This is a genomic window from Lacihabitans sp. CS3-21 (assembly GCF_024343675.1).
Lineage (GTDB): Bacteria > Bacteroidota > Bacteroidia > Cytophagales > Spirosomataceae > Leadbetterella.
Genome location: NZ_RJUD01000007.1, coordinates 96,863 through 120,757, shown reverse-complemented (window position 1 = coordinate 120,757; position 23,895 = coordinate 96,863). Strand labels below are relative to the sequence as shown.

Here is a 23,895-nt window from a genome sequence, read left to right as displayed (position 1 = left end):
CGATTGATGAATAATTTAACTTCAGCTGTAGATTCTAAAGTGGTTTGCTATCATTGTGGAAATGATTGCAAAGACGAGGATATCAAGGAAGATAACAAACATTTTTGTTGTTCTGGGTGCTTTACCGTTTATGATATTCTGAAAAATAATAACCTTTGTGGCTACTATGATATCAATAGCAATGCTGGAGTAAGCCTAAAATCGAAGAATTTTAAAGGTAAATTTGACTATTTGTCCGAAAAAAATATTGAGGCCGAATTACTATCTTTTAAAAATGAGCATATGGCTAAGGTCATTTTAAATGTGCCTTCTATTCACTGTAGCTCATGTGTTTGGTTATTAGAAAATTTCCCAAAAATCTTAAAAGGTGTTATTTCTTCCAGATTAAACTTTGTCAAGAAGGAGTTGGCTTTAGATTTTGATCCGAATATTGTATCGCTCAAGGAAATTGTTGAATTGATGGCCACGTTGGGTTATGAACCTCAAATCAATCTTGAAAGTACGGGAAAACCAAAGATAATTGACCACGAAACACGTCGCTTACTTTTTAAAATAGGTGTAACTGGTTTTTGTGCAGGCAATATTATGATGATGAGTTTTCCAGAATATTTTAATTTAGATTTGGCCAACCAACTAGATGCTACCTATCAGAAATTCTTTTTGTACTTCAATTTTATTCTGGCTTTACCTGTATTTTTTTACGGAGCAAGTGATTATCTCAAAGGTGCATATTACAGCATCGTTGAAAATTTAAAAGGAAATAGTAAGATTCTAAGTGTGGATATTCCTATTGCTTTGGGAATTTCAGCCTTATTTTTAAGAAGTACTTTCGAAACTTTCGTTTCTCATAGAGCAGGTTATTGGGACAGTATGGCAGGCCTGGTTCTTTTTTTATTGGTTGGAAAATGGGTTCAGCAAGTTACATTTAATTATTTGTCGTTCGATAGAAGCTATAAATCGTATTTTCCTTTGGCGGTAAAAGTAAAAAACGAGTCTTCACAATATAAAAATGTAAATGGCTTAGCCAAAGGGGATGTCTTTTATATTCATCACCAAGAACTGATTCCAACGGATGCCGTCTTATTGAATGGCAATGCGTTGATAGATTATAGTTTTGTAACGGGTGAATCAAAACCTGTCAAGAAACTCAAAGGGGAAACTGTATTTGCAGGAGGTAGACAAGTAGCGGAACAAATAGAATTGTTGGTTCAGAAACCTGTTTCTACGAGTTATTTAACCCAGTTGTGGAACAACGATAGTTTCCTGAAAGAAAAGGAAATTCCTACCACAGAACTGGCCAATGCCTTTAGTAAATATTTTACCTATTTGACCATAGCTCTTGCTCTCCTGGTAGGTATTTACTGGAAATTCAACGACCCAATTTTGATTTGGCCTTCCGTTACTGCGGTTTTAATGGTGGCATGTCCTTGTGCACTTACACTTTCCCTGCCATTTACTATGAATACCACGATGAGCATTTTTGGCAAGAATAGGTTTTTTGTTAAAAATCAAGGAGTTATTCAGCAATTATCAGAAATAGATACCATTGTTTTTGATAAAACAGGGACGCTAACGGAGGCCAATAAAGGAGAGGTAAGATTAGTGGGTGATTTAAATAGCTACGAAGAAAGACTTGTTTTTAGCGTAGTTTCACAGTCAGTTCATCCATTGAGTAAGTTGGTGGCCAGTCATTTGTCTCAAAATGCTCCTCTCGAAGTTAATTATATATTTGAAGTAAAAGGGCAAGGGATTGAAGCTATAGTAGATGGTACTTCCATAAAAGTTGGAAAGTTAGATTTTGTGAATGGCCAAACCAAAAATGTTGGAGATTCTGAGGTACATATTTTGATAGCAGGCGAATACAAAGGGTTTTTTACCATAGAACCAAGATTTAGATCAAATTGGAAAAAGTTGTTGGCTAATTTTAAGAAAACCTTTGAATTATCACTGCTTTCGGGTGATAACAACAAAATGGAGAATTTTCTAAGGCCAGTTTTTGGAGAAAATATGCGATTTGACCAAACGCCACAAAATAAGTTGAATTATATAAAAGAATTACAATCTGAAGGGAAAAAGGTGATGATGATAGGTGATGGTTTAAATGATGCCGGTGCTTTGCGTGAATCTAAAATTGGAATTGCACTTACAGAGGATGTTCAAGCTTTTTCTCCATCATGTGATGCTATTCTAGATGCCAATAAATTTGAAAATTTGGCTGATTATATTGGCTTCAGTAAAACTGCTTTGAATATTGTAAAACTTAGTTTTTTGCTTTCGGTAGTTTATAACATTATAGGGGTTGGTTGGGCAGCCAGTGGTAATTTGTCTCCAGTTTTGGCAGCCATATTTATGCCGCTTAGTACACTGTCAGTGGTGTTTTTTGCCGTAGGTCTTACTTGGTTGACAGCTCGCTTTAGAAAATTAGTATAGAAATGGAAGTCATAATAATTTTGGTGATTTTAGCAATATTGATAGCAGGAAGTTTCCTCGTGGCATTCTTTTGGGCGACAAAAGATGGTCAGTTTGATGATACTTTTTCGCCTTCGGTGAGAATATTAATGGATAATGATAGAGAAGAAAATAAAACACATTAAAGAAGCTGAAAAGCGATTCCAATCAATTAGGGTTTAAATACTCTTCCAGCTAAAGGTGGTGACTTTGTCGCCGCCTTTACTTATTTTTTAGATAGACGTGTTTTCGTTTTGTAAAAAAACAAAATTAATCAATGCTCATTTTTGAGAAATAAATCTTTAGATGTAACTTGCGTACACTTTTAAAACAAATACAAAGAAATGAATTTTCCTGCTGATTTAAGATACACTGAAGAACACGAATGGATTAAGATGGAGAGTGAGAATGTAGCCTTAGTAGGCATTACGGATTTTGCTCAAAGCGAACTTGGAGATATCGTGTTCGTTGAAATAGAAACTGAAGGAGAGGAGTTGGGAGAGAATGAAATTTTTGGCACAATCGAAGCGGTTAAGACGGTTTCTGACTTGTTTTTGCCAGTTGCAGGTAAAATTTTAGAAGTAAATCCAAGTTTGGCTGATGAGCCTGAATTAGTAAATAATTCTCCTTATGAAGGTGGTTGGTTAATAAGAATGGAGGTGGCTGATTTGTCCGATGTAGAAAAATTATTGGATGTTGATGCATATAAATCATCAATTGGTCTTTAAAATAAACGAATGAAGAATCTATTAAAAAAAACCATTTTAACATTTTCTTTTTTGTAATTATATTGATTTTTAGCCCATTAGGGCTTTTTTTTTATACAGCTGATGAAAGTTTTAATTAAGAATGCTTACATAATTGACCCAAGTTCGTCTTTTCACAAAAAGACAATGGATGTGGCTATTATTGAAGGGTTGATTTCAGATATAAACTCGAATATTGAATCCTCTAATTTTGATGAAATTATTTCTGGAGAGAATATCTGTCTTTCAATAGGCTGGGTTGACGGTGGCGTTCATTATAAAGATCCAGGTGAAGAGTGGCTTGAGAACCTAGAAAGTTTGCAAAATTCGGCTTTGGAAGGGGGGATTACTACTGTTATTGGCTTTCCAAACACACATCCAACAGTACAAAGCAAGGAATCTTTGTCATATTTTAAGAATTTTTCCAAATACAATCTCGTACAGTTTCTAAATCTGGGTGCTATTACAAAGAATTGTGAAGGTAAAGATTTTACCGACATGATGGATTTGCATTACAGTGGTGCAGTGGGATTTTCGGATGGCAAAAGTCCCATTCAAAGTTCGGATATTTTATTGAAGACTTTACAATATTTAGAGCCATTAGGCACTTTGCTGGTCAACAAATCGGAAGACAAATATTTGAGTATGTTTGGCCAAATGCACGAAGGAATTACCAGCACGATGTTGGGTTTGAAAGGTATTCCTTCCGCAGCAGAAGAAATAATGATCATGCGTGATTTGAAATTGTTGGAATATTCAGGCATAAAATCCGACAAGCCTTTGTTACATTTTTCGACAATTTCCACGGAGGAGTCGGTTAATCTAATTCGAGAAGCAAAGAAAAAAGGTCTGCCTGTTAGTTGCGATATTGCAGCACATCAGTTAGCATTTACAGACGAATCTTTGTTAGATTTTAATACGGATCTTAAGGTTTTTCCACCTTTTAGGAGTTCGGGTGATATTGAAGCTTTAAAGGCAGGTTTAAAAGACGGAACGATTGATATGATTGTGTCTGATCACAACCCTCTGGATGCCGAACATAAAAATGTGGAGTTTGATATAGCAGATTTTGGAGTTATTGGAACTCAAACTTTGTTTTCAGTGGTTAACACCTATTCTGATTTGGATTTGGAAACAATTATTGACAAAATTGCTACTAATCCAAGGAAATTATTTGGTTTGGAAAGTCTGAGTATTGAATCAGGAAAAATGGCCAACCTCACGGTTTTTCAGTCTGATACGGAATTTGAATTTTTAGAAGTTAGCATTAAATCTGCAAGTAAAAATAGTCCGTTTAAAGGTAAAGTATTGAAAGGTAAGGCGTTGGCGGTGTTCAACAACGGTAATTATAAAATATTAGGTAAGTGAAAAGAAAACAAATATTAAATTACGCTCTAATTTTTGGCAGCTTGGCAGGCGTTGCATGTTTTTTGTTTTTTTTGGCCATGTATAGTACAAAACCCAATCCACTTGCACTGAGAAGACCCGACATTGGTATAAATATCATAATGATTTGGGCTTCCATTTGGTATTTTAAAAGAAATAACGGAGGTTATTTACATTTCTATGAAGCATTTTCTATTGGATTTCTTACCAATATAATAGGTGCATTAATTTCAGGAATTTTGGTATATTTATTCATAGAATTTATTGATGATAAACCGTTTATAGATTGGATGATTCACGGTAAATCGTTGCTTTTGAAAGATAAAGAAATGTTTGAAAAGATTTTAAACGAAAAATCATACAGGCAGAGTTTGCTTTCGTTTGACACTCAAAAACATTCTGTAATCATCACAGACGATTTGTTGTTTAAACAGATCGCAATTGTCGCCATTAGTTTGTTTGGTATGTCAATGAGAAAACTTAATAATTGAAAATATGGAAAAAGTATCTTCTGCAAGAATTGCCCTTAAATGGGGATTGATTTACGGTATCGTAGGTATTGTTTACAACACTTTAGCGTACAACACAGGCATTTGGAAAAACTGGGTTGTGGGTTTGTTAGCTATGCTAATTATGCTTTTTGGTGTTTTATACTTGGCTTTTAATGAGTTCAAAACACTCAACAACGGTTTTATGACTTTTAAAGATGGTCTCGGATTGGGCATGTTGACCATAAGCACCGGTGCCCTTATATCAGTACTTTTTGATAATTTTTACAGAAAGTATATTGATCCCTCTTTAATTGATCAACAGATAGAAATGATTACTGAGCAATACGAATCCATGGGTTTGTCAGATGCCCAAATAGAAGAGGCTGTTCAGAAAGTTGAGAGTACCGCAAATTCTGGATTGGGATTTTTATGGGGTGTTCTTGGAGCCATTTTCATTGGTTTTATAGCGTCTTTGATCATGTCGGCAATTATGAAAAAGGACAAACCAGTATTTTCTTAACAATAGATATGATTAGTATTTTCAAAAAAGAAATATCAACTTTTTTCAATTCTCTAATAGCTTACATAGTTATTGGAGTTTTTTTATTGATAACCAGCCTCATGCTTTGGATGTACCCAAACTCCAACGTGTTGGATTATGGGTATGCTGAAATGACCTCATTTTTTGATTTCTGTCCATATATTTTCCTTTTTTTGATTCCAGCCGTAACTATGCGGATGTTTTCTGAAGAGTTCAGAACGGGTACATTGGAGTTGCTTTTTACTAAGCCTATCACACTTTGCGGAATAATTTTGGGAAAGTATTTTGCTTCTTTGTGTATCATTTTGCTAGCTTTAATTCCTACTGTAGTATATTATTTCTCCATTTATGCATTAGGAAACCCGCTTGGTAATATTGACTCTGCAGCGGTTGTTGGTTCTTATTTTGGCTTGGTCCTTTTGTCTGCTGCGTACGCAGCAATAGGGATTTTTACTTCCGCGATTTCTAAGAATCAGGTGGTTGCCTTTATTTTGGCCGCTATTGTTTGTTATTTTTTTTATGATGGTATAGGTCAACTTTCTAATTTGTTTAGTGGTGGTTTTCAATTTTATCTGAGTTATTTGGGCTTAGATTTTCATTATGCTTCTTTGGGAAAAGGGATGTTAGACAGTAGAAATTTCGTTTTTTTGATGAGTTTTTCAGCACTCTTTTTGGTTTTTACACAAATGGTTCTTAATAAAATCAGGAAATGAACTCATTAAAAATTTATCATGTTAATGCTTTCTCTGCAAATCCATTTTCTGGAAACCCAGCTGCGGTGATTCCTTTGGATTTTTGGCTTTCAGATGCAATTATGCAGCAAATTGCTGCACAGAATAATTTATCAGAGACGGCTTTTTTTGTTAAAACTTCTGAAGGGTTTCATATTAGGTGGTTTACACCGAATGTTGAGGTTAACCTATGCGGTCATGCTACTTTGGCCAGTGCTTATGTGATTTTTGAAATATTAGGGTTTCAGGGAGAAACCTTAGTTTTTGAATCCAAAAGTGGGCAACTTTCTGTTTCAAGAACCAACGAAGATTTCTATTTAAACTTCCCTGCAGTTATTTCTGAAGAAGTAAAAAGTCTAGAAGGAATTGAACAGGCTATGAATGCAACCCCTTTTCAAATCTTCAGAGCTGGAGATGATGTACTCATAATATTTGAAAATGAAACACAAGTTTCTAGCCTAAATCCAGATTTTGGATTATTGTCAAAGATAGATGCAAGGGGTATTATAGCGTCTTCAAGATCAGATAAATATGATTTTATTTGTAGGTTTTTTGGCCCTAAAGTCGGTGTGAATGAAGATCCTGTTACAGGCTCTGCATTTACTAAGTTGATTCCTTATTGGTCAGCTATTCTTGGGAAAGTCGAAATGAATGCTTGTCAAATATCTAAAAGAAGGGGAGAGGTCAGCTGCGAACTTTTAAATGGTAGAGTATTGATTGGAGGTAAAGCAAATCTGTACCTTCAGGGTGAAATTTCTTTCTAGAATTGCCAAATATTTTGTAAAATTTTATCAATTGTCTGATTTTCAGTATTTATTTCAAGATAAATGCCAATTCACTTGACAACGGCCTATTGGATTTTGTACCTTTGCAGCCCGATAAGATTTGGATTGAAATTAAAAATACGTTATGTTATCTTTAATTTTACATGAATATTCGGTTTAAATAATTCTAAATATTTGAAATAAATAATAAATGAAATTATCTGCCTTTAAATTTGACCTCCCACACAGCCTAATTGCTCAATATCCACTAGACGACCGCGACGGTGCCCGAATGATGGTTCTTCACCGTAAAACAGGTAAAATCGAACACAAAATGTTCAAAGACATTTCAGAATATTTTGGTGAAGGTGACGTAATGGTCTCCAACAATACCAAAGTGTTTCCAGCCAGATTGTATGGTTCGAAAGAAAAAACTGGTGCAAAAATCGAAGTTTTTTTGTTAAGAGAACTAAACAGAGAAATGCGTCTTTGGGACGTTTTGGTTGATCCAGCTCGTAAAATTCGTGTGGGTAACAAACTTTATTTTGGAGATAGCGATTTAGTAGCTGAGGTTATTGATAATACCACCTCACGCGGAAGAACAATAAGATTTCTTTTTGATGGAAATCATGAAGAAATGATGCAAGCAATTTATGAACTCGGGGAGACGCCGATTCCTAAAGATGTGTTGCAAAGAGAAGTTGCAGATGTCGACAATGAGCGTTACCAAACTATTTTTGCAGATGTAGAAGGTGCTGTGGCTGCACCCACTGCAGGTATTCATTTTACCAAAAACATTGTAAGAAGAATGGAAATCAATGGGGTCGCTTACGCTCCTTTGACTTTGCACATTGGTATCGGTACCTTCAGACAAGTAGAGGTGGAAGACTTAACCAAACACAAAACAGACTCTGAGAACTTTTTTATACCTGAGGAAACTTGTCAAATTGTAAACAACGCGTTGGATAATAAGAAAAGAGTGTGTGCCATAGGAAGTACAACTTTGAGAGCCATGGAATCTTCTGTGTCGGCCAATGATAGGCTAAAACCTATCAATAATGCTTGGACAGATAAGTTTATTTTTCCTCCTTACGATTTCAAAATTACCAATGCACTTTTGACAAACTTCCATTTGCCTGAGTCAATTTTGTTGATGACGACCTGTGCTTTTGGTGGATATGAAACCATCACTGAGGCCTATCAGGTTGCAATCAAAGAGAAATATAAATTCTTTACTTACGGTGATGCCATGTTGATTATTTAATATTTTTTAGATATTAGATTTTAGAAACTATATTTGAAGTGTCGTGCCAAGTACGACACTTTTTTTATGACCAAAAAATACGCAATAATAGTAGCTGGCGGCTCAGGAAGTAGAATGAAAGCTTCTGTGCCGAAGCAGTTTCTTCCATTGGGCAATAAGCCAATTCTTGTTCATACCATTGAGAAATTTTTACAAATCCGTGATTTGTCAATTATTTTAGCACTACCAGTAGATGCCATTGCATATTGGCAAAAAAACTGTATTTTGTATTTTTCTGATTTATCCCGATTAAGCGTAGTTGAAGGTGGTAAAACAAGGTTTCAATCGGTAAAAAATGCACTTTTTTCTATTGAAGAAAACGTTGGATTAGTTGCTGTTCACGACGGGGTTAGACCTTTTGTGACCACTGAAATTATAGAAAAATCCTTTGAGTTGGCATCACAAAATTCAAGTGCAGTTGTTTGTGTGGATTCAAAGGATTCAGTGAGATTATTAGACGAATCTGGGAATAAAGCCATAGACAGGAAAAATGTAAAACTGATTCAAACACCGCAAACTTTCGATTTAGAGATGTTAAAGCTGGCTTATGAAGTTGAAGATAATTATATTTTTACAGATGACGCCTCAGTGGTCGAGCATTTTGGAAAGACAATCAATTTGATGGAAGGTGATTACAAAAATATAAAAATTACTAGCCCCGAAGATATGGAAATCGCAGAGATATTTTTAAAAAATAATAGGGAATGAAGAGCGTAATTGTTGCATCAAAAAATCCTGTCAAAATAAAATCTGCCCAAATAGGATTTGAAAGTATGTTTATTGGAGACAAGTTTGTTTTTGAGGGTGTTGAGGTTGGGTCGGATGTAAGCGATCAACCAATGGGCGATGAAGAAACATTTAAAGGAGCATACAATAGAGCGGTAAAAGCCCGACAACAATTTGTCTCGGCTGATTTTTGGGTCGGTATCGAAGGTGGAAATATAGAACACGGGCATTCAGAGATGGAAGCGATGGCTTGGATTGTGGTTTTAGATCAATCAAAAATGGGTAAAGCACGAACTGCCGGCTTTTTTCTCCCTCAGAAAGTTATAGAATTAATAAAACAAGGATATGAATTGGGCCATGCTGACGAAATTGTTTTTGGATTAAGTAATACCAAACAAAAAATGGGTACGACTGGACTCTTAACCAATAATGTCATAGACAGAACTCAATATTATACCCAAGCAGTTATTTTGGCTTTGATTCCTTTTCTAAAACCAGATTTATACGAATGATAAAAAATAGACTAACTATCCAAGAGCTCAAGGATGGCGTATTGGCGTCTGATAAGGCTATTCTGGGCAGAGCTATAACTTTGGTAGAGAGTCAGTCTGAAAAAGATAGGGCAAATGCCCTTTCATTGGTCAACGAAATTCTACCTTATTCCGGCAACAGCTTTAGAATGGGGATTACGGGTGCTCCGGGAGTTGGCAAAAGTACATTTATTGACGGATTTGGGGATTTTCTTTTATCGCAAGGTAAAAAAGTAGCAATTCTAGCCATTGATCCCAGTAGTAAAATAAGTGGCGGAAGCATTTTGGGAGATAAAACTCGGATGGAGAAATTAGTAGGGAGGAAAGATGTGTTTATACGTCCAAGTCCTGCCGGACTTGAGTTGGGTGGGGTAGCTCAAAGCACTTTGGAGAGTATTTTGCTTTGTGAAGCCGCTGGATACGATTTTATTATCGTTGAAACTGTAGGCGTAGGTCAATCAGAAACAGCTGCTAAAGAAATGACAGACCTGCTGATGTTTCTGACCATTGCCGGTGCAGGTGACGATCTTCAAGGAATTAAAAGGGGTATTATGGAAATGATTGATTTAGTGGTGGTTAACAAATCTGATCAAATAGATAGTCAAGTTTTAAGTAAGTTAATTGGGGATTTCAATCAAGCTTTGCACCTTTTCCCTGCGAGAGAATTTAGGCCAGCTGTAGAAATATTAAATTGTTCTTCTATAAACAGTATTGGATTTGATCAGATTTGGAGTTTTGTGATAAAATTTGAGTCTAAAGTGAAAGAAAACGGCTTTTTTTTAAAAAATCGGAATTCACAAGCCTTGAATTGGATGAACCGATGCCTTCTTAATATGATACAAAAACATTTGCAAAAAAATGAGATGATAAAGTCAAGCATAGAAAAGTTTGAAAGCTTAGTTACCTCCAAAAGATTAAGTCCACTTGATGCAGCCAAACAGATATTCGATTTGCTCAATTTGGGATAATATGCTCGTAATCCGGTCTAAATTATTTCCTCACACAAACTTAAATCCGTATTTTTGTACAAACGTTTCAATTTTAATCCTATATGTCCTTTTTGAATAATTTGTTTTCTGGGTTTTGGAAAAGTGTAGCCGGTCTAATTTTAAATCATCGCCTAAAGTTTTTAAGCTTGATTGGTTTGATAACTATTTTTATGGGATATCAAATCACAGGACTAGAACTTTCCTATGAACTTCCTAAAATCTTGCCTCAAAATGATGAAAGTTTCAAGGTTTATGAGGACTTTAAGAAACAATTTGGAGAAGATGGAAACGTAATGGTCATAGCCATCGAATCAGATAAAATCTATGAATTAGGTGTATTTGGTGATTGGTATGATTTGACCCAAAAAATCAAGGATATTGAGGGAATAAAAAATGTACTTTCGGTAGCAAGTTTGGCCGAAATTCAAAAAAATGAAATAGAAAAAAAGTTCGAATTTAAACCTCTTCTTACCTCAAAACCTTCCACTCAGGTAGAATTAGATTCCTTAAAAAGTAAAATTTCAAGTTTGCCATTTTATGAAGGATTGGTTTATCAAGGAAATGCACACATTATGGCAGTTACTTTTGATCAAACTAAACTAAATAGTAAAGATAGAATAACACTTAGCAAGTTGGTAGAATCTGAGGCTGAGGCTTTTGGTGAAAAAAATAATATCGATATACATTTTTCTGGCATGCCTTTTATTAGGACCAACTTCATGTCTAAGGTCAGAGAAGAATTGAGTTTGTTTATGGGTTTGGCTTTTTTAGTAACCACACTCATTCTTTATCTTTTTTTCAAGTCTTTCAGAGTTGTATTTTATTCTATTTCTGTAATCATCATTGCGGTTATTTGGTCCGTAGGTTTGATAGCACTTTTTGGCTATAAAATTTCGATTCTTACTGGTATGATACCGCCGCTCATTATCGTTATCGGTATTCCAAATTCCATTTTCTTGATAAATAAATACCAAGAAGAATACCTAAGGATTGGAAATAAACGAGAGGCTTTGTTTATTTCAATTGAAAAAATAGGCAAAACCACTTTTATTGCCAACGTTACTACGTTTATCGGCTTTTTTGTGTTTTATTTTACGGGAAGTCCTTTGTTGCTTGAATTCGGTTTGGTCGCAGCCATTGCAGTAATAGCTACATGGGCCATTTCTTTGATATTGATTCCCACTATCTTCAGTTATGTGGCAGATCCTAAACCAAAGCATGTAAGGCATTTAGAAAACAAAGCCATTTCTAAGATTTTAAAAAAAATAGACTTTTTTGTTCATAGCCGAAGAACGATTACATATTGGGTTGTAGCAGCCATCGTTTTAGTTTCTGTTTATGGAGCTACTAAAATAAAAGCAATTGGATTTGTTGTGGATGATTTGCCAGAGAAAGATCCAATTTTTGCCGATTTAAAGTTTGTTGAGAAAAACTTTAAAGGGATTGTACCTTTTGAAGTAATGATTGATACCAAAGAAGATAATGGGGTTTTCAATCCCACTATATTAACTCAAATCAAGCTTTTACAAAGAGAGTTTTCAAAGTACCCAGAGTTTACAAAACCACTTTCTATTGTTGAAGGTTTAAAGTTTGTATATCAAGGGTATAGAGGTGGCGATCCGAAATATTTTGTACTTCCTCCGGCTTTAGAGTTGCAAAAAATGGCTGAGTATGTGAAAGGAACTGGTAAAGGAGAGAATATGCTTACAGCATTTTTGGATGCCAAAAAACAAAAAACTCGGGTAAGTTTTCAAAGTGCAGATGTTGGGACAATTAGAATGCGAGAGATGTTTACGGCCTTGCAAGCGAAAGCAGATACGATTTTCAATTTTGATAAAGAAAACAATCAATGGAAGCCAAATGAACAGCAGGTTATAGTAAAACTTACGGGAAATGGGGTAGTTTTTACGAAAGGCAACGATTATTTGTTGGGCAATCTAGGAGAAAGTACCCTTTTGGCCATTATTTTAGTTTCCATGGTTATGGCCTCGCAGTTTTTAAATTTCCGAACCGTCATGATTTCGACGATACCGAGTATCATTCCGCTGATTATTACTGCAGGAATTATGGGTTATTTTGGTATTCCACTAAAACCATCCACCACACTCATTTTCAGTATCGCTTTTGGAATAGCTAGCGATGGCACCATTTATTTCCTAACTAAATACAAAGAGGAAATTTTAAAAGGTAAAACCATATCGCAGGCTGTGTCTGAAACGATAAAGTTTACAGGTATAAGCATGTTCTATACCGCTATAATATTATTTTTCGGCTTTGGTATCTTTGTTGCCTCGGGTTTTAAAGGCACGGTTTTCTTAGGTTTGTTGGTTTCCATAACCCTATTAATTGGTATGGTTTCCAATCTGATTTTGCTCCCATGTTTTTTAATGACTTTGGACAAAAGGCAAAGTTTAAAACAATTGAAAAATATTGGAAAATAACCAGTTAACTACACTCGGCCTGAAATTACCCTCAGATCCAAGGTGGGTAAATATAGCCGAGATGAATATAGCCGATATTCTGATAGACCATGCATTTTGTGAACAGAAAGCAGCCACAAAATGCATAACTCTAATCGTAAAATATCCTGACTGTGAATTTCTTGTCGATACACTTTCACCTGTTGTGACCGAAGAATGGGGACATTTTCAGGCTGTTTTGAAAGAGATGAAAAAAAGAAATATTCAACTCACCAACAAACGGAAAGATGAGTATGTAATTCAATTGGATAAGTGTAAGCGTGGCGGTGGTTCGAGATACGACCAATTAATGGAGGATACTTTGGTTTTTGCACTGATAGAAGCACGTAGTGCCGAGCGGTTTAAACTTTTGTCTGAGCATATTTCTGATCAATCGCTGAGTAAGTTTTATTATGAATTGATGATTGCTGAAGCACTACATTACAGGAACTTTATAGAAATTGCTGAAAAGTACAACGCAAAGGAGAAAGTAAGGATTCGTTGGGAAGAATTACTGGTTCAGGAAGCCAAGATTATGAAGTATTTAGACGTTAGAGAAGATAGATTTCATTGATTTTTGTCGATCTGAGTTGGTGAGTTCAAAGTTTGTTTCCTTTCAAACTCCACAACCAAGTTTTTGATTCCTTGAAAATATATTTACAATAAAAAATAATTTAATTTACTTAATATGAACCGTTTAGTTTTCGTGTTGACATTGATTTCTTATAATCTTTGGGCACAAGGTGTTGACGAAAAACACTTGAAAAATGTTAGGCAATTGACTTTTGGTGGCAACAACGCCGAAGCTTATTTCAGTAGAAATGATAAATACATCAGTTTTCAGTCTGACAATAAACAGTGGGGCTTAGAATGTGACCAAATCTTTTATTTAGACGTAAAAAAAGACACAAAAACCATGAAGCCGAACTTAATAAGCACTGGATTGGGAAGAACGACCTGTAGTTTTTTTATGCCAAATGGTAAAAGTGTGGTTTATGCCAGTACGCATGAAGCAGGAGGACACGCTTGTCCTATGCCGCCAGATATGGGTAAAAAGTATCTTTGGGCAGTTTATGAGACTTTTGATATTTATGTGGCTGACCTGAAAGGTAAAATTAAAAAACAACTCACAAATACTCCTGGTTATGACGCAGAGGCCACGATTTCACCAGATGGTAAAAGCATAGTTTTTACCAGTACAAGAAACGGAGACTTGGACTTGTACATCATGGATATCGATGGTAAAAATGTTCGTCAAATTACCCATGAATTGGGGTATGACGGTGGAGCTTTCTTCTCACCTGATAGTAAGAAATTGGTGTTCAGAGCTTCGCGTTTTAACAGTGATGCGGAGAGAGAGGAATATAAAGAGAACTTAAAAAAGAATCTAGTTGCACCCACCAATATGGAGATTTTTACATGCAATGTAGATGGGTCGGATTTAAAACAAATTACGAATTTGGGAAAAGCGAACTGGGCTCCTTATTTCACGCCAAAAGGAGACAAGATAATTTTTGCTTCGAATCACCATTCACAAAGAGGGTACGATTTTCAACTTTACTTGATCAATACAGATGGTACCAACCTCCAAAAAATAACCACAGAAAGTAATTTTAATGCCTTTCCAATGTTCTCTTATGATGGCAAAAAGCTGATTTTTAGCTCAAATAGAGACAATGGCGGTACGAGAGACACCAATCTTTTCATAGCTGATTGGGTGGACTGATATCTGGTTTTGTAAATAATGAAGCTCCTCAGGCGATTGCTAGAGGAGCTTCTTTTGCTTTATATGAAAATTGTAGAAGTAGCTGAAAATTAATCGCTCAAGTTAAACCTTGCATTCATGCCGAAAATGGAAGAAGTTCTTTCATAAGATAAAGATGTAAAAGGCGTATTAACCAACCTTTCCCAATACATGCCCATGTTTATCTTTTTGTTGATTTGGTATTGTAGTTGTGGCCTGATTTGTAAATTGTAGTTACCTTGAATTGGAACCACATCGCCGTCTAATCTTCTTTGAAGAACTTTCAAATCTCTACTGGTTAAATCCATTCTGAAATTTAAATCATTTTTCAAAACGATTAAATTTCCATCTCTTCCTCTAAATGGAAGCTTCACGTTGTTACGTTTAAAACCAATTCCAAATACGAAATCTCGGCTGTTGTATTCTGCCACCTGAGCGTTAGATAGGTTCAAAGCAGCTCTTCGCTCTTTATTCCAGTTAAATGATCCTGTAAAGTTCTTTTTGGTAGTAAATTGTACACCAATTACAGGAGAGAACTTCTCTTCCATGGTAATAGTACTCATGATAAATGCGGGGGCAAATAAGGGTGTACTATTGTTCATCATTGGAATATTTGTGTAATTCTCAATAGTTTTATCACCCAAAGGATAATCTCTAATAGCCAAGTTTAGCAGTTGAGATCCATATTCAAGCGAAGAGGTAAAATTACCCACGCTATAAGTTGATGAATATTGGTGACTTAACGTAATAGAGTTGAATACTTTTTTGAAACCTGGCAGCTTTTCTAAACCTTGATAGTCCAGCCTCCAGTTGGGCATTGGAAATGACAAAAATGGATTAAAAGTTTTGCCACCTTTTTTGATAGATTTGGCGAAAATCTTATCTAAAGATTGACCAGAATAGGCGGAGAAAAAAGCAGGAATGAGGACGTCTTGAGAGTTTAAATCGTACTTGCCTATTAACTCACCTTCGGGGTTCGTATTTATACTGTTTAGCCTATCTACTACTTTTTGGCGGTTAGCTACCATGTCGTCAAATATTTTGTACTGGTACAAACTTGCCGAATCGTTGCTCATTTTTTGAAAACCCGTTTTGAAAGACCAAAATGACATACTAAAATTGCCATTTCTTACAGGGTTCAAGGTATTAAATCCTCCGCCAACGGTTTCAGGGCGATACATTTCTTGGTAACTATCACCACGTGTCAGGTTGCCTTTAATTTGCATGGTCAAACCTTTGAATGGTTCTAGTCTAGTTCCGAAATTGAATTTAACTCCTCGGGTTTGGGTGAATGGGTTGTTTTGAACAATACTCTTCGAGAGCCAATCTTTTTGAGCAGCTATTTTGTGAATATTGCGATTCTGACTGCCCATTACAAATTCTATTCCTGGTGCAAATTCATTATTATTGTCCAATCCAAACAATTTCGGTGAAGGCAAAAACCCAGGTAATAAGGTGGTTTCAAAAAGTGCAAAGTCAAAATTTATTCCTCTCAAAGTCATCAAAAGCCGTGTAACGCTTTTAGTTACGCTGGTGGTTTGAAGTTTTATTTCTTCGTCGTCGCCAGGTGCACGAGTAAATCTTTGTTTTGGTGGTGCAGGCGTATTGGCTGCTTTTAGAAATCTTATTTTGTTGTAAAGCTTTACTAAATCTACCTGTCCGTTTATAGCAATCTCTCTGCCATTTTCTAGCATATTTCCAAACGCATCACCGTTTTCATCTTCAATTTTAAACGAACCAGAGGTGTAGCCAAAGTTATTGTTAAACCTTGAATCTGCTTTCATCCAGTCTAAAAGGAAGAATTTGTCCAACGGCAAGCGATAAGTGGCTTGCATTTTTTGGTTGTAATTTTTCGCTCTACCCAAAGTTTTAAGGCCTTGGAAAAATTTGATTTCTTCGGTTCCTATTGAATCCACATCGTCTTGAATGGAAGTCATTTGGGCGTTGTATGAGAAGACTATGGATTTGGTCAGATTCCACTGAGCATCATAATATCTATTTCCCAAGAAATATTTTATAATGTTTGGCGATATATCCGAAGTCTCAAGTTTGGCGTTTCTGTATTGTGTTAAGAAGTAACTCTTGTCATAATCGCCTCTGAAGGCTATCAAGTTTGGAATAGGAGAGAGGTTAAACTCTTTTAAGTTTTTAAGAATTGGTTTATCAAAATTTTTCGCTTTTTTGAAAGGCTCCCAAGTAAAACCTTTGGGCGAATATTGGTAACTTAAAGCGGCTCTCGTTTGTGTCTGCAAGTTTTGATCCAATAAAATGCTACGTCGTTCTATCCGATTTTGAGCATACGAAACCGTGAAGTTTTCTACATCATAAAAGTGATCTTTCCTATCAGTTTTTGTCTTGGTTTTTCTTACATTGGTGAAGTTAAAACCTTTCGTAACGGCGTCTTCCTCTACTATTTCTCTACTTAAGTTTTCTTGAAAAATACTTCTGTTAAGCAAAGCATCTTCTAATCTTATGTCTGGATCAAGCGGATTGAAAGTTGGCGTAACTATTTGATGGTCATAATTGGCAAAAAATGGAATACTCAATCCCCATTTCATCGGGAAAAACTTGTCAATGGCAATGTTAGAAGCAATGCCAAATCCTTTAGAGACTTCACGTGAACGTGTGGAAATTCTATCTTGTACACCTCCAAAACCATAATTCTTAAAGTTTCCGTTTAGCATTAATGTTCCTACATCTGCCAATTTAATATCCGCTGAGAAAATTCCTGCCTCGCCATTTTCCTGGTCAAAACCAAAGGCTCTAAGTTCATCACACCAAACTGTGAATTCTCTTCCTATGAATTTGTTGATGGTATCATTGTTTTTGACACCTATCATCATGGTCAATACGTTGCTAAAATCAGGATTTCCAACAACGCTTATTTTGTATTTTCTGATAATACTTTCTTCAATATTGTTATCTCCATTTGCTCCAGAAACTGTTCCTAAAACGTCAATTAATTTATCTCCGCCATATTTTTGATTCATTGAAGCCATATTTCTATTTCTTTCAAGCTTTAAATTTCTAAGGATGTCCAGTGGAATATCCAGCTCGTTTTCTTTCGGCCAAATAGAAAATACATCTTGGGAGCCGTTTACAGTGGTCTTTAAATTTGGAATTTCAATTTCATAATAATTGCTTTTCAAATCTGTTCCAATTCTTACAAATACACTCGCTATTCCATCTTGGTTATCCTTGTTTTGGGTATGCACAAACATTTTGATACGCTTGTACATGTTGAGGTCTAATTTGGTGTTTTTAAATACCGCTCTGGCCTCTCCACCCTTCAGGTCTTCTACCGACATACTCAACGATTGCTCGTTCATTTGAGTAAGTATTTGGGTGGTAAAATCCCTGTCTCTGATAAATCCTGGAGGTACTACATAAGGAGTTGTGCCGGGTTTTATGTTACAATCCCCATCAAGCGGACATCCATTTTCTTCGACGTTAACGGATGATGTTTTGAATACAGCCGTACTTGAACTATCCTGTGGTACTTCAAAAGCACTTTTGTCTGTCAAGCTGTTGGCGTATACCCTATATTGATTTGAAACCAACTGCAAAGAAGCAAATCTAAGTACAACTGGTTGTTCCCATTCTGTAGTCACCATTCTTACAAATCTGATAGATTTGAAGCCTTCTTTTCCTGCTGGGAAACTTCTGGTTGGTTTTCTGATAGGAATTCTGTGTAAATACCATGTCGCTCCATTGGTGGTTACTTGATCTACAATGTAATTGTTTTTAGATAGAACACCTGAGTTGGGGGTATTTCCTATAGAAGGTTTTAAATCTATTTCATATTCAAAATAATCTTCAACCTGATTGATGGTATTGTCTTGATTGATGTCTTCCTTATCTGCTAAATTGGTTGATGCTTGATTGATATTAGAAGAACTATTCAGATTGGTGGTGTTGGTGCTTATAGGCGGTGCATTATTTTCCATTCCTAAATAATTCTTAAAACGCTCAAGGAATGTTGCATTGGTTTCATCCCAAATGGGGTCAAGGAAATAATTAAAGTCATCTTTGGAAGGGTCTCTTTTTATATTTTCTAAAGCTTGTGGGTCGATGTTTTTACCTTCAAGTGTTGTTAAAAAACCTTTTATACCTTCCTTGTTGTTTATGCTGTTAGTGTTTTTGTATTCACGTTCTTCAGTATTAGATAGTCCATCAAGTCCAACATCTTGTTTTAATCTTATGCTTTCGGAGTTGTCAAATGCATCGGTTATAAACTGTGTTCTTGGTGCCAATCCCCAATCCGTATTTACTGGATTTGACAAACCAGTGGCGGATTCTTTTATGCCATTTTCGAAATTGAATCGGCTGTCTGGAATGACATCTTCTGAAATATCTCCCAACTGAATAAGAAGCTTTCCTCCAGTGGTATTTCTCACGGCTTCATTTCGACTGGCTCTAACTACGTCTGCATAAGGATCCAATAACCAAAACTCCAGATATTCAATATTAGAATTGTCAAAGTCAGCATCGAAAGTTATTCCTCTCATCACTGCACCAAAGTTTTTCTTTGGGTCAGAGAGTTTTCCTTGAGGATTCAGATTTGGATTATAATTGTACATTCCTGGCTCAGAAGGGAAGTAAGAAATGTCAAAAATAGCAGAAGGTAATTGCTGGGCAAAAACTTGGCGACTTCTTCCAGGGAAAATGTCTTGAATTTGAAAACCTTTGGTATAAATATTACTGTTGGCTTCATTTTTCAATTCTTCCGGGATGATACTATTAGATCCAAAACCTTGAGAAATGTAGGCGGACATATCTACCGTGTAAGCTGAAATTTTCGCTCTGTTGTAGTTGTAAGCGTATTGATTTTTTGGAAAATCAGGATTGGTCTTTAGGATAGCCTCTGGTGTTGATGCCAACCTCCATTTGGTGGGCTGTCTGCTTAGGTCATTTATGTTTCTGGCAAACTCAAAATCATCAATCATGGAGTTGCCTTTTACTTTCTTATTGTTTACTCCAGGTCGCAATTGGGCAAATTCAGCATTCAAAATAACCGTTGAGGGTTCTTTGGTTTGAATTCCAGGTAAGGCATCTAGCATTTTAGTTAATCCCATGAAATCTCTTTTGAGGTTCATGTCCAATCCCCACATGGTATTGTTTACTGGTTCATTTCCTATGGCTGTTCTGGTAATAAATCCTGGTGTATTTTCTTTCAACGAAAGTACTGTACCTCCGATTCTCAAATATCTGCTGACCGTATAGTCAAACCGCATACCGAACAAACGGCGTATTTGGGCCTGAAAAATATCAGGTTTTTCGTAATCAATTCTAATTTGTCTACCTGAGCTTAGAATACTTTGATTGGTAATCATGATAGTACCCTGTTGGGTATCCACAGTATAATCTACGCCTTGTTTTAGTTCATTGCCTCCAGCATAAACTCTAACTGAAGCACCAGATGCTCCCAAGGGAAGAGAAATTTCTGATCCGCCTGATTGTACACTGCCCGAGATGAAAAACTTATTTTTAAGGCTTACTTGCTGGGCATCCATCAAGGTTTTTTTGTAAAGTTCCTCAAAAACGTATTTTTTCTGTAGATCTGGTTCACCCTCGAAAAGCTTACTGATATGACTTCCAAAAGGCTCTAATACTGGAAAAATTATCCTTCCATATTTTTCATTGATGGTGACATTTTCTACGTAGTCAAAGTTGCCATCTTTTTTTGGGTCATTGTTAAAATTGAGTTTGTCTAATTTCAAAGCCTCTATCAAAGGCACATTGGCAAAGTTGTTACCTTCTTTAAGGTTAGGCGTGTCCATGCCCGTTTGATCGTCTTTGTAAACAATTCTTAGTTGGAAACCTTCCTTTTTGATTTGACCTTGAGACAAAGAATATACGTTTTTCATCATCAAATTCCACATCGGGTTGTTCAGGCGGTTTCTGATGGTAGACGACTTTAACATTTTCAGAATAATGACTTCGTCTTCTTTTCTGCTCACATAGTCTTCTGTTAATTCACCCACTTTGTAGGCACGCCCTTGGTAGGTATACTCATAGGCCACCGAAAGAATTTCATCGTTTCTTAATGGAGATAGCAGTGAAATGTAGCCCAGTTCAGGTTGGATTTCAAACTCTCTTTCGGTAAGTTTTTTTGCACCTCTTAATAATTCAAAATCCTCACCATTTTTAAGGCCCATTCCTGAAAGAATATTTCCACTGTTATCTATTCTTCTGAAAGATTCATTATTTACCAAGCCAGTAAACAAGTTGTTGGACTTATTGTCGGCAGCAAGAATGCTATTATTTGGAATTACAATGTCTTTGCGGTATGGATTTTTCTCTGCCAAATCACTCAATCCTACAAGATTTCGCATCGAACTTACATTGTTGGTTCTATTGGTCACGTAAACTTCAATTCTTGTTATTCTTACCCCTGAAGTGACCATCGGCAGGTTTTTCAAAGATTTTTCGTACTGATCTCTAAAAAAATGTGATAGGAAAAAGTGCTTATTTTCCTCATAGCTATCGCATCTTAATTCAAATCCTCTGCTTTGACTTCCTCCGTTAATAATTATGGATTCTGTTCTGGAGTTTTGTTGAGCGAAAACAGTAGTGACATCCAGTTTTCCGAATTTCATACCGAGCTTTACGCCCATGAGGTTTTGCACTCCGGGTATCAACTGGCTCCTATTGGGCATGGAGATATTTCCCAATTCTACTTTTTGTAAAATGTCTTCGGGTTCGTTTTTGAAATTCAGCTTAAATTTATTCTCCATTCCAAATGAAGACTTGGTGTCAAAGTTTCCAAGAATATTCATTTTCTCTTTGGTCTGACCAGCTTTTCTTAGAATATTGGTTAGATCCTGAAGACGAGGACTACTATTTGGGTTTTGGGTGTTTGCATTCTCAAAATCCTCGGCATTGGGGTTGTTATTTTGACCTCCCCCAAAAAGATTGTTGAAATTTATCGCAATTTGTTGATCCCAATCAAAAATGGGTTGTTTTCTTAAAGCCAATGGAGTCATTGGATTGTTAGTAAACTGGGTTCCAGCTCTCAAATCCACACTTACATAGCCATTGGGTTTAAATTCAGGCACTTTGTCGCCGAAAATCCTATCCATAATGGGGTTTTTCTCCAAAAGCGGATTTATCCGCTTTCCAGAAGTCGAGGTGTTTCCATCTTGAGCCCTTTCAATGTCTCTGATGATGCTTTGCCTAAGCATGGCATTCTGAATGCTTGAATACTCATTAAAAGTCAGTGATTCTGGAATTTTAACATTTACGGAGTTGCCGAGTTTTTCATCTATACTAAAGTTGTTCTTGTCTGAATTGTACAAAACTTTGGTTTTGAGACTATCGGGAGCAATTGTAAGTAAGGGCGATAGCTTATAGTTGAATCTGTTAAGGTAAGTGTCTTTCCAAGAATTTAAATAGTTGTTGGTTTTCTTGCTTGTGAGCGAATCATTAACAGTTAACTGGGCATTCGCAGAAAATGCGAAGCATAAAAGCGTTAGGAATACGAGTTTATAAGGTATTTTTAGGTGCATAAAAAGTAAATGCAATTCAGAGATTTATAGCTTTAAACGTCTAAAATCTTGCCATTATTCTAAAAACGAAGATTTTTTATTGAAGGTTATGCTATCTTAAAGACAGTTTTATCAATTCTTCAAGGGAAATATCGCCTCCAGTTCGTTTCAGGAGATTGTCAATACTTTTTTCAGCGGCTGCTTTCGCAATACCCAAAGTTACCAAAGCCGAAAGAGCTTCGGAGCGTAAAGTGTGGTTGGCGGATGTAAACATACTAGGATTTATTCCCTCAGCCATGATGTCTTTTTTGAGTTTATCCTTCAATTCAATAACAGCCCTTTGAGCGGTTTTGGCACCGATTCCCTTGATGTTTTGAATCGTTTTTACGTCTTCGGATATAATGGCCTGCTTTATTTCCATGGAGTCCATACTCGACAAGAACACCAAGGCTATACTTGGCCCGATGCCCGAAACACTGATGAGGTTTTCGAATAATTCTCTTTCAGTTTTTGTAAAAAAACCAAAGAGCTGGTGAGCGTCTTCTCTTATTATCTGGACAGTATGCAAAAGGCAATTTTCTGCTGAGTTTTGAAGTGCAGAATACGTTTGAAGTGATATTTTTACCCAATAACCAACTCCAGAGACATCAATTATTACGTGTGTGGGTTCTTTTTCAACGAGTCTGCCTTTAAGAAATGCAATCATATTTAAAATTTAGGGGCCATTCAAACCCAAAAATACCTAAAAATTACCAAATTCGACAATATTGACTCCAAAAACTCCCATTTGGCACTTTACATTGAATCAAGCACTATACATCTATACAACTTTCAATAAATCTTAGATTTTATCTCTGCCTCTGAAATTAAACCTGTGTGACGCCAAACTTGCTTGCCATTTTTGTAGAGAATCATGGTTGGAATTTCAGAAACTTCTAGATTTTCGGTCATACTGGTGTTTTTGTCGGCATCTATTTTAAGTAGATTTAATTCTTTATTTTCTTGGTCTATTTTAAATAGAATAGGGGCCATTTTTTTGCAAGGACCACACCAATCTGCATAAAAATCAACCAAAACCCATTTGTTATTTCTGATTAGCGTGTAGTAATTGTCATTGGAAATAAAACCCAAAGGTTCGAAAGTTTTTTTGCTTGAAGTATAAGGCTTTGAATTAGATATCCATTTCTCAAATCCACCTTTTAGGATGGTAATGTTTTCATATCCCAATTCGGCGAGATATGAAGCAGCATCAACACTATTTTTACCTGATTGGCAATATAAAATAAGTGGCGTTTTTTTACTGTAAACACTTTTTATATAATCTTCAAAATCAGCTCTTAGGTAGTCAATATGTATGGCTTTTTTAATATGTCCAGCCTCGAATTCTCCTTTCGTACGAAGGTCTATCAAATGAAGTGGATTTGCTAACTTTATGGCCTTATCGAATTCATTTGGTGCCAAAGAGAGGTGGTTACTTTGTGAAAAAGAGCAGAATGAAATCAATAAAAAAAATATCGTCGTCTTTTGCATTTAATTAGAATGGTTTTTCT

The 23,895-nt window shown here is 36.0% G+C and carries 18 protein-coding genes; 15 read left to right on the top strand and 3 right to left on the bottom strand.

Annotated features, from left to right (window positions below; translation table 11 throughout):
- The first annotated feature begins 6 nt into the window (after nt 1-6).
- From EGI24_RS06700 to EGI24_RS06630, 15 genes are all read left to right on the top strand, one after another.
- Complete coding sequence (locus EGI24_RS06700) at nt 7-2,430, top strand: heavy metal translocating P-type ATPase metal-binding domain-containing protein (protein ID WP_255047589.1); 2,424 nt, start codon at nt 7-9, stop codon at nt 2,428-2,430.
- 2 nt (nt 2,431-2,432) lie between these two features.
- Nucleotides 2,433-2,594, top strand: coding sequence for a cbb3-type cytochrome oxidase assembly protein CcoS (ccoS, locus tag EGI24_RS06695; protein ID WP_255047588.1), 162 nt, complete (start codon nt 2,433-2,435; stop codon nt 2,592-2,594).
- Nucleotides 2,595-2,792: 198 nt separating this feature from the next.
- Nucleotides 2,793-3,176, top strand: coding sequence for a glycine cleavage system protein GcvH (gene gcvH / locus EGI24_RS06690; protein WP_255047587.1), 384 nt, complete (start codon nt 2,793-2,795; stop codon nt 3,174-3,176).
- Between the two features lie 102 nt (nt 3,177-3,278).
- Entirely contained in the window at nt 3,279-4,562 is a 1,284-nt protein-coding gene (locus EGI24_RS06685) for a dihydroorotase family protein (protein WP_255047586.1), read from the top strand.
- Nucleotides 4,559-5,071, top strand: coding sequence for a DUF4199 domain-containing protein (locus tag EGI24_RS06680; protein ID WP_255047585.1), 513 nt, complete (start codon nt 4,559-4,561; stop codon nt 5,069-5,071). Before EGI24_RS06685 ends, EGI24_RS06680 begins: the two co-directional genes overlap by 4 nt.
- 4 nt (nt 5,072-5,075) lie before the next feature.
- Nucleotides 5,076-5,591: a DUF4199 domain-containing protein gene (locus EGI24_RS06675; protein WP_255047584.1), complete on the top strand. Its 516-nt coding sequence runs from the start codon at nt 5,076-5,078 to the stop codon at nt 5,589-5,591.
- Between the two features lie 8 nt (nt 5,592-5,599).
- Nucleotides 5,600-6,325 carry a gliding motility-associated ABC transporter permease subunit GldF gene (gene gldF, locus EGI24_RS06670; protein ID WP_255047583.1) on the top strand — a complete coding sequence of 242 codons (726 nt, stop codon included), beginning with the start codon at nt 5,600-5,602 and terminating at the stop codon, nt 6,323-6,325.
- On the top strand, nt 6,322-7,107 hold the full coding sequence (locus EGI24_RS06665) for a PhzF family phenazine biosynthesis protein (RefSeq protein WP_255047582.1): 786 nt from the start codon (nt 6,322-6,324) through the stop codon (nt 7,105-7,107). Before gldF ends, EGI24_RS06665 begins: the two co-directional genes overlap by 4 nt.
- Nucleotides 7,108-7,318: 211 nt before the next feature.
- Nucleotides 7,319-8,371 (top strand): tRNA preQ1(34) S-adenosylmethionine ribosyltransferase-isomerase QueA, encoded by a 1,053-nt coding sequence (queA, locus tag EGI24_RS06660; RefSeq protein WP_255047581.1) that lies wholly within the window; start codon nt 7,319-7,321, stop codon nt 8,369-8,371.
- A 66-nt stretch (nt 8,372-8,437) separates the two neighbouring features.
- Nucleotides 8,438-9,118 carry a 2-C-methyl-D-erythritol 4-phosphate cytidylyltransferase gene (locus EGI24_RS06655; RefSeq protein ID WP_255047580.1) on the top strand — a complete coding sequence of 227 codons (681 nt, stop codon included), beginning with the start codon at nt 8,438-8,440 and terminating at the stop codon, nt 9,116-9,118.
- Nucleotides 9,115-9,648, top strand: a complete 534-nt coding sequence (yjjX, locus tag EGI24_RS06650) for an inosine/xanthosine triphosphatase (protein WP_255047579.1) — start codon at nt 9,115-9,117, stop codon at nt 9,646-9,648. Before EGI24_RS06655 ends, yjjX begins: the two co-directional genes overlap by 4 nt.
- The gene (gene meaB, locus EGI24_RS06645) at nt 9,645-10,634 is read left to right on the top strand and encodes a methylmalonyl Co-A mutase-associated GTPase MeaB (protein WP_255047578.1); all 990 of its coding nucleotides are present in this window, start codon (nt 9,645-9,647) and stop codon (nt 10,632-10,634) included. Before yjjX ends, meaB begins: the two co-directional genes overlap by 4 nt.
- Nucleotides 10,635-10,825: 191 nt before the next feature.
- The gene (locus tag EGI24_RS06640; protein ID WP_255047577.1) at nt 10,826-13,096 is read left to right on the top strand and encodes an RND family transporter; all 2,271 of its coding nucleotides are present in this window, start codon (nt 10,826-10,828) and stop codon (nt 13,094-13,096) included.
- Nucleotides 13,086-13,688 (top strand): tRNA-(ms[2]io[6]A)-hydroxylase, encoded by a 603-nt coding sequence (locus tag EGI24_RS06635; RefSeq protein WP_255047576.1) that lies wholly within the window; start codon nt 13,086-13,088, stop codon nt 13,686-13,688. The genes EGI24_RS06640 and EGI24_RS06635 overlap by 11 nt, the downstream gene beginning before the upstream one ends.
- Nucleotides 13,689-13,802: 114 nt before the next feature.
- Nucleotides 13,803-14,840, top strand: a complete 1,038-nt coding sequence (locus tag EGI24_RS06630) for a hypothetical protein (RefSeq protein WP_255047575.1) — start codon at nt 13,803-13,805, stop codon at nt 14,838-14,840.
- 89 nt (nt 14,841-14,929) lie between these two features.
- On the opposite strand, the gene sprA is transcribed toward EGI24_RS06630, so the two are convergent.
- The 3 genes from sprA to EGI24_RS06615 form a co-directional block, all read right to left on the bottom strand.
- On the bottom strand, nt 14,930-22,366 hold the full coding sequence (gene sprA / locus EGI24_RS06625; protein WP_255047574.1) for a cell surface protein SprA: 7,437 nt from the start codon (nt 22,364-22,366) through the stop codon (nt 14,930-14,932).
- Between the two features lie 91 nt (nt 22,367-22,457).
- Nucleotides 22,458-23,051 carry a Holliday junction branch migration protein RuvA gene (gene ruvA, locus EGI24_RS06620; RefSeq protein ID WP_255047573.1) on the bottom strand — a complete coding sequence of 198 codons (594 nt, stop codon included), beginning with the start codon at nt 23,049-23,051 and terminating at the stop codon, nt 22,458-22,460.
- Between the two features lie 125 nt (nt 23,052-23,176).
- Nucleotides 23,177-23,875 (bottom strand): thioredoxin domain-containing protein, encoded by a 699-nt coding sequence (locus EGI24_RS06615; protein WP_255047572.1) that lies wholly within the window; start codon nt 23,873-23,875, stop codon nt 23,177-23,179.
- Nucleotides 23,876-23,895: the final 20 nt, after the last annotated feature.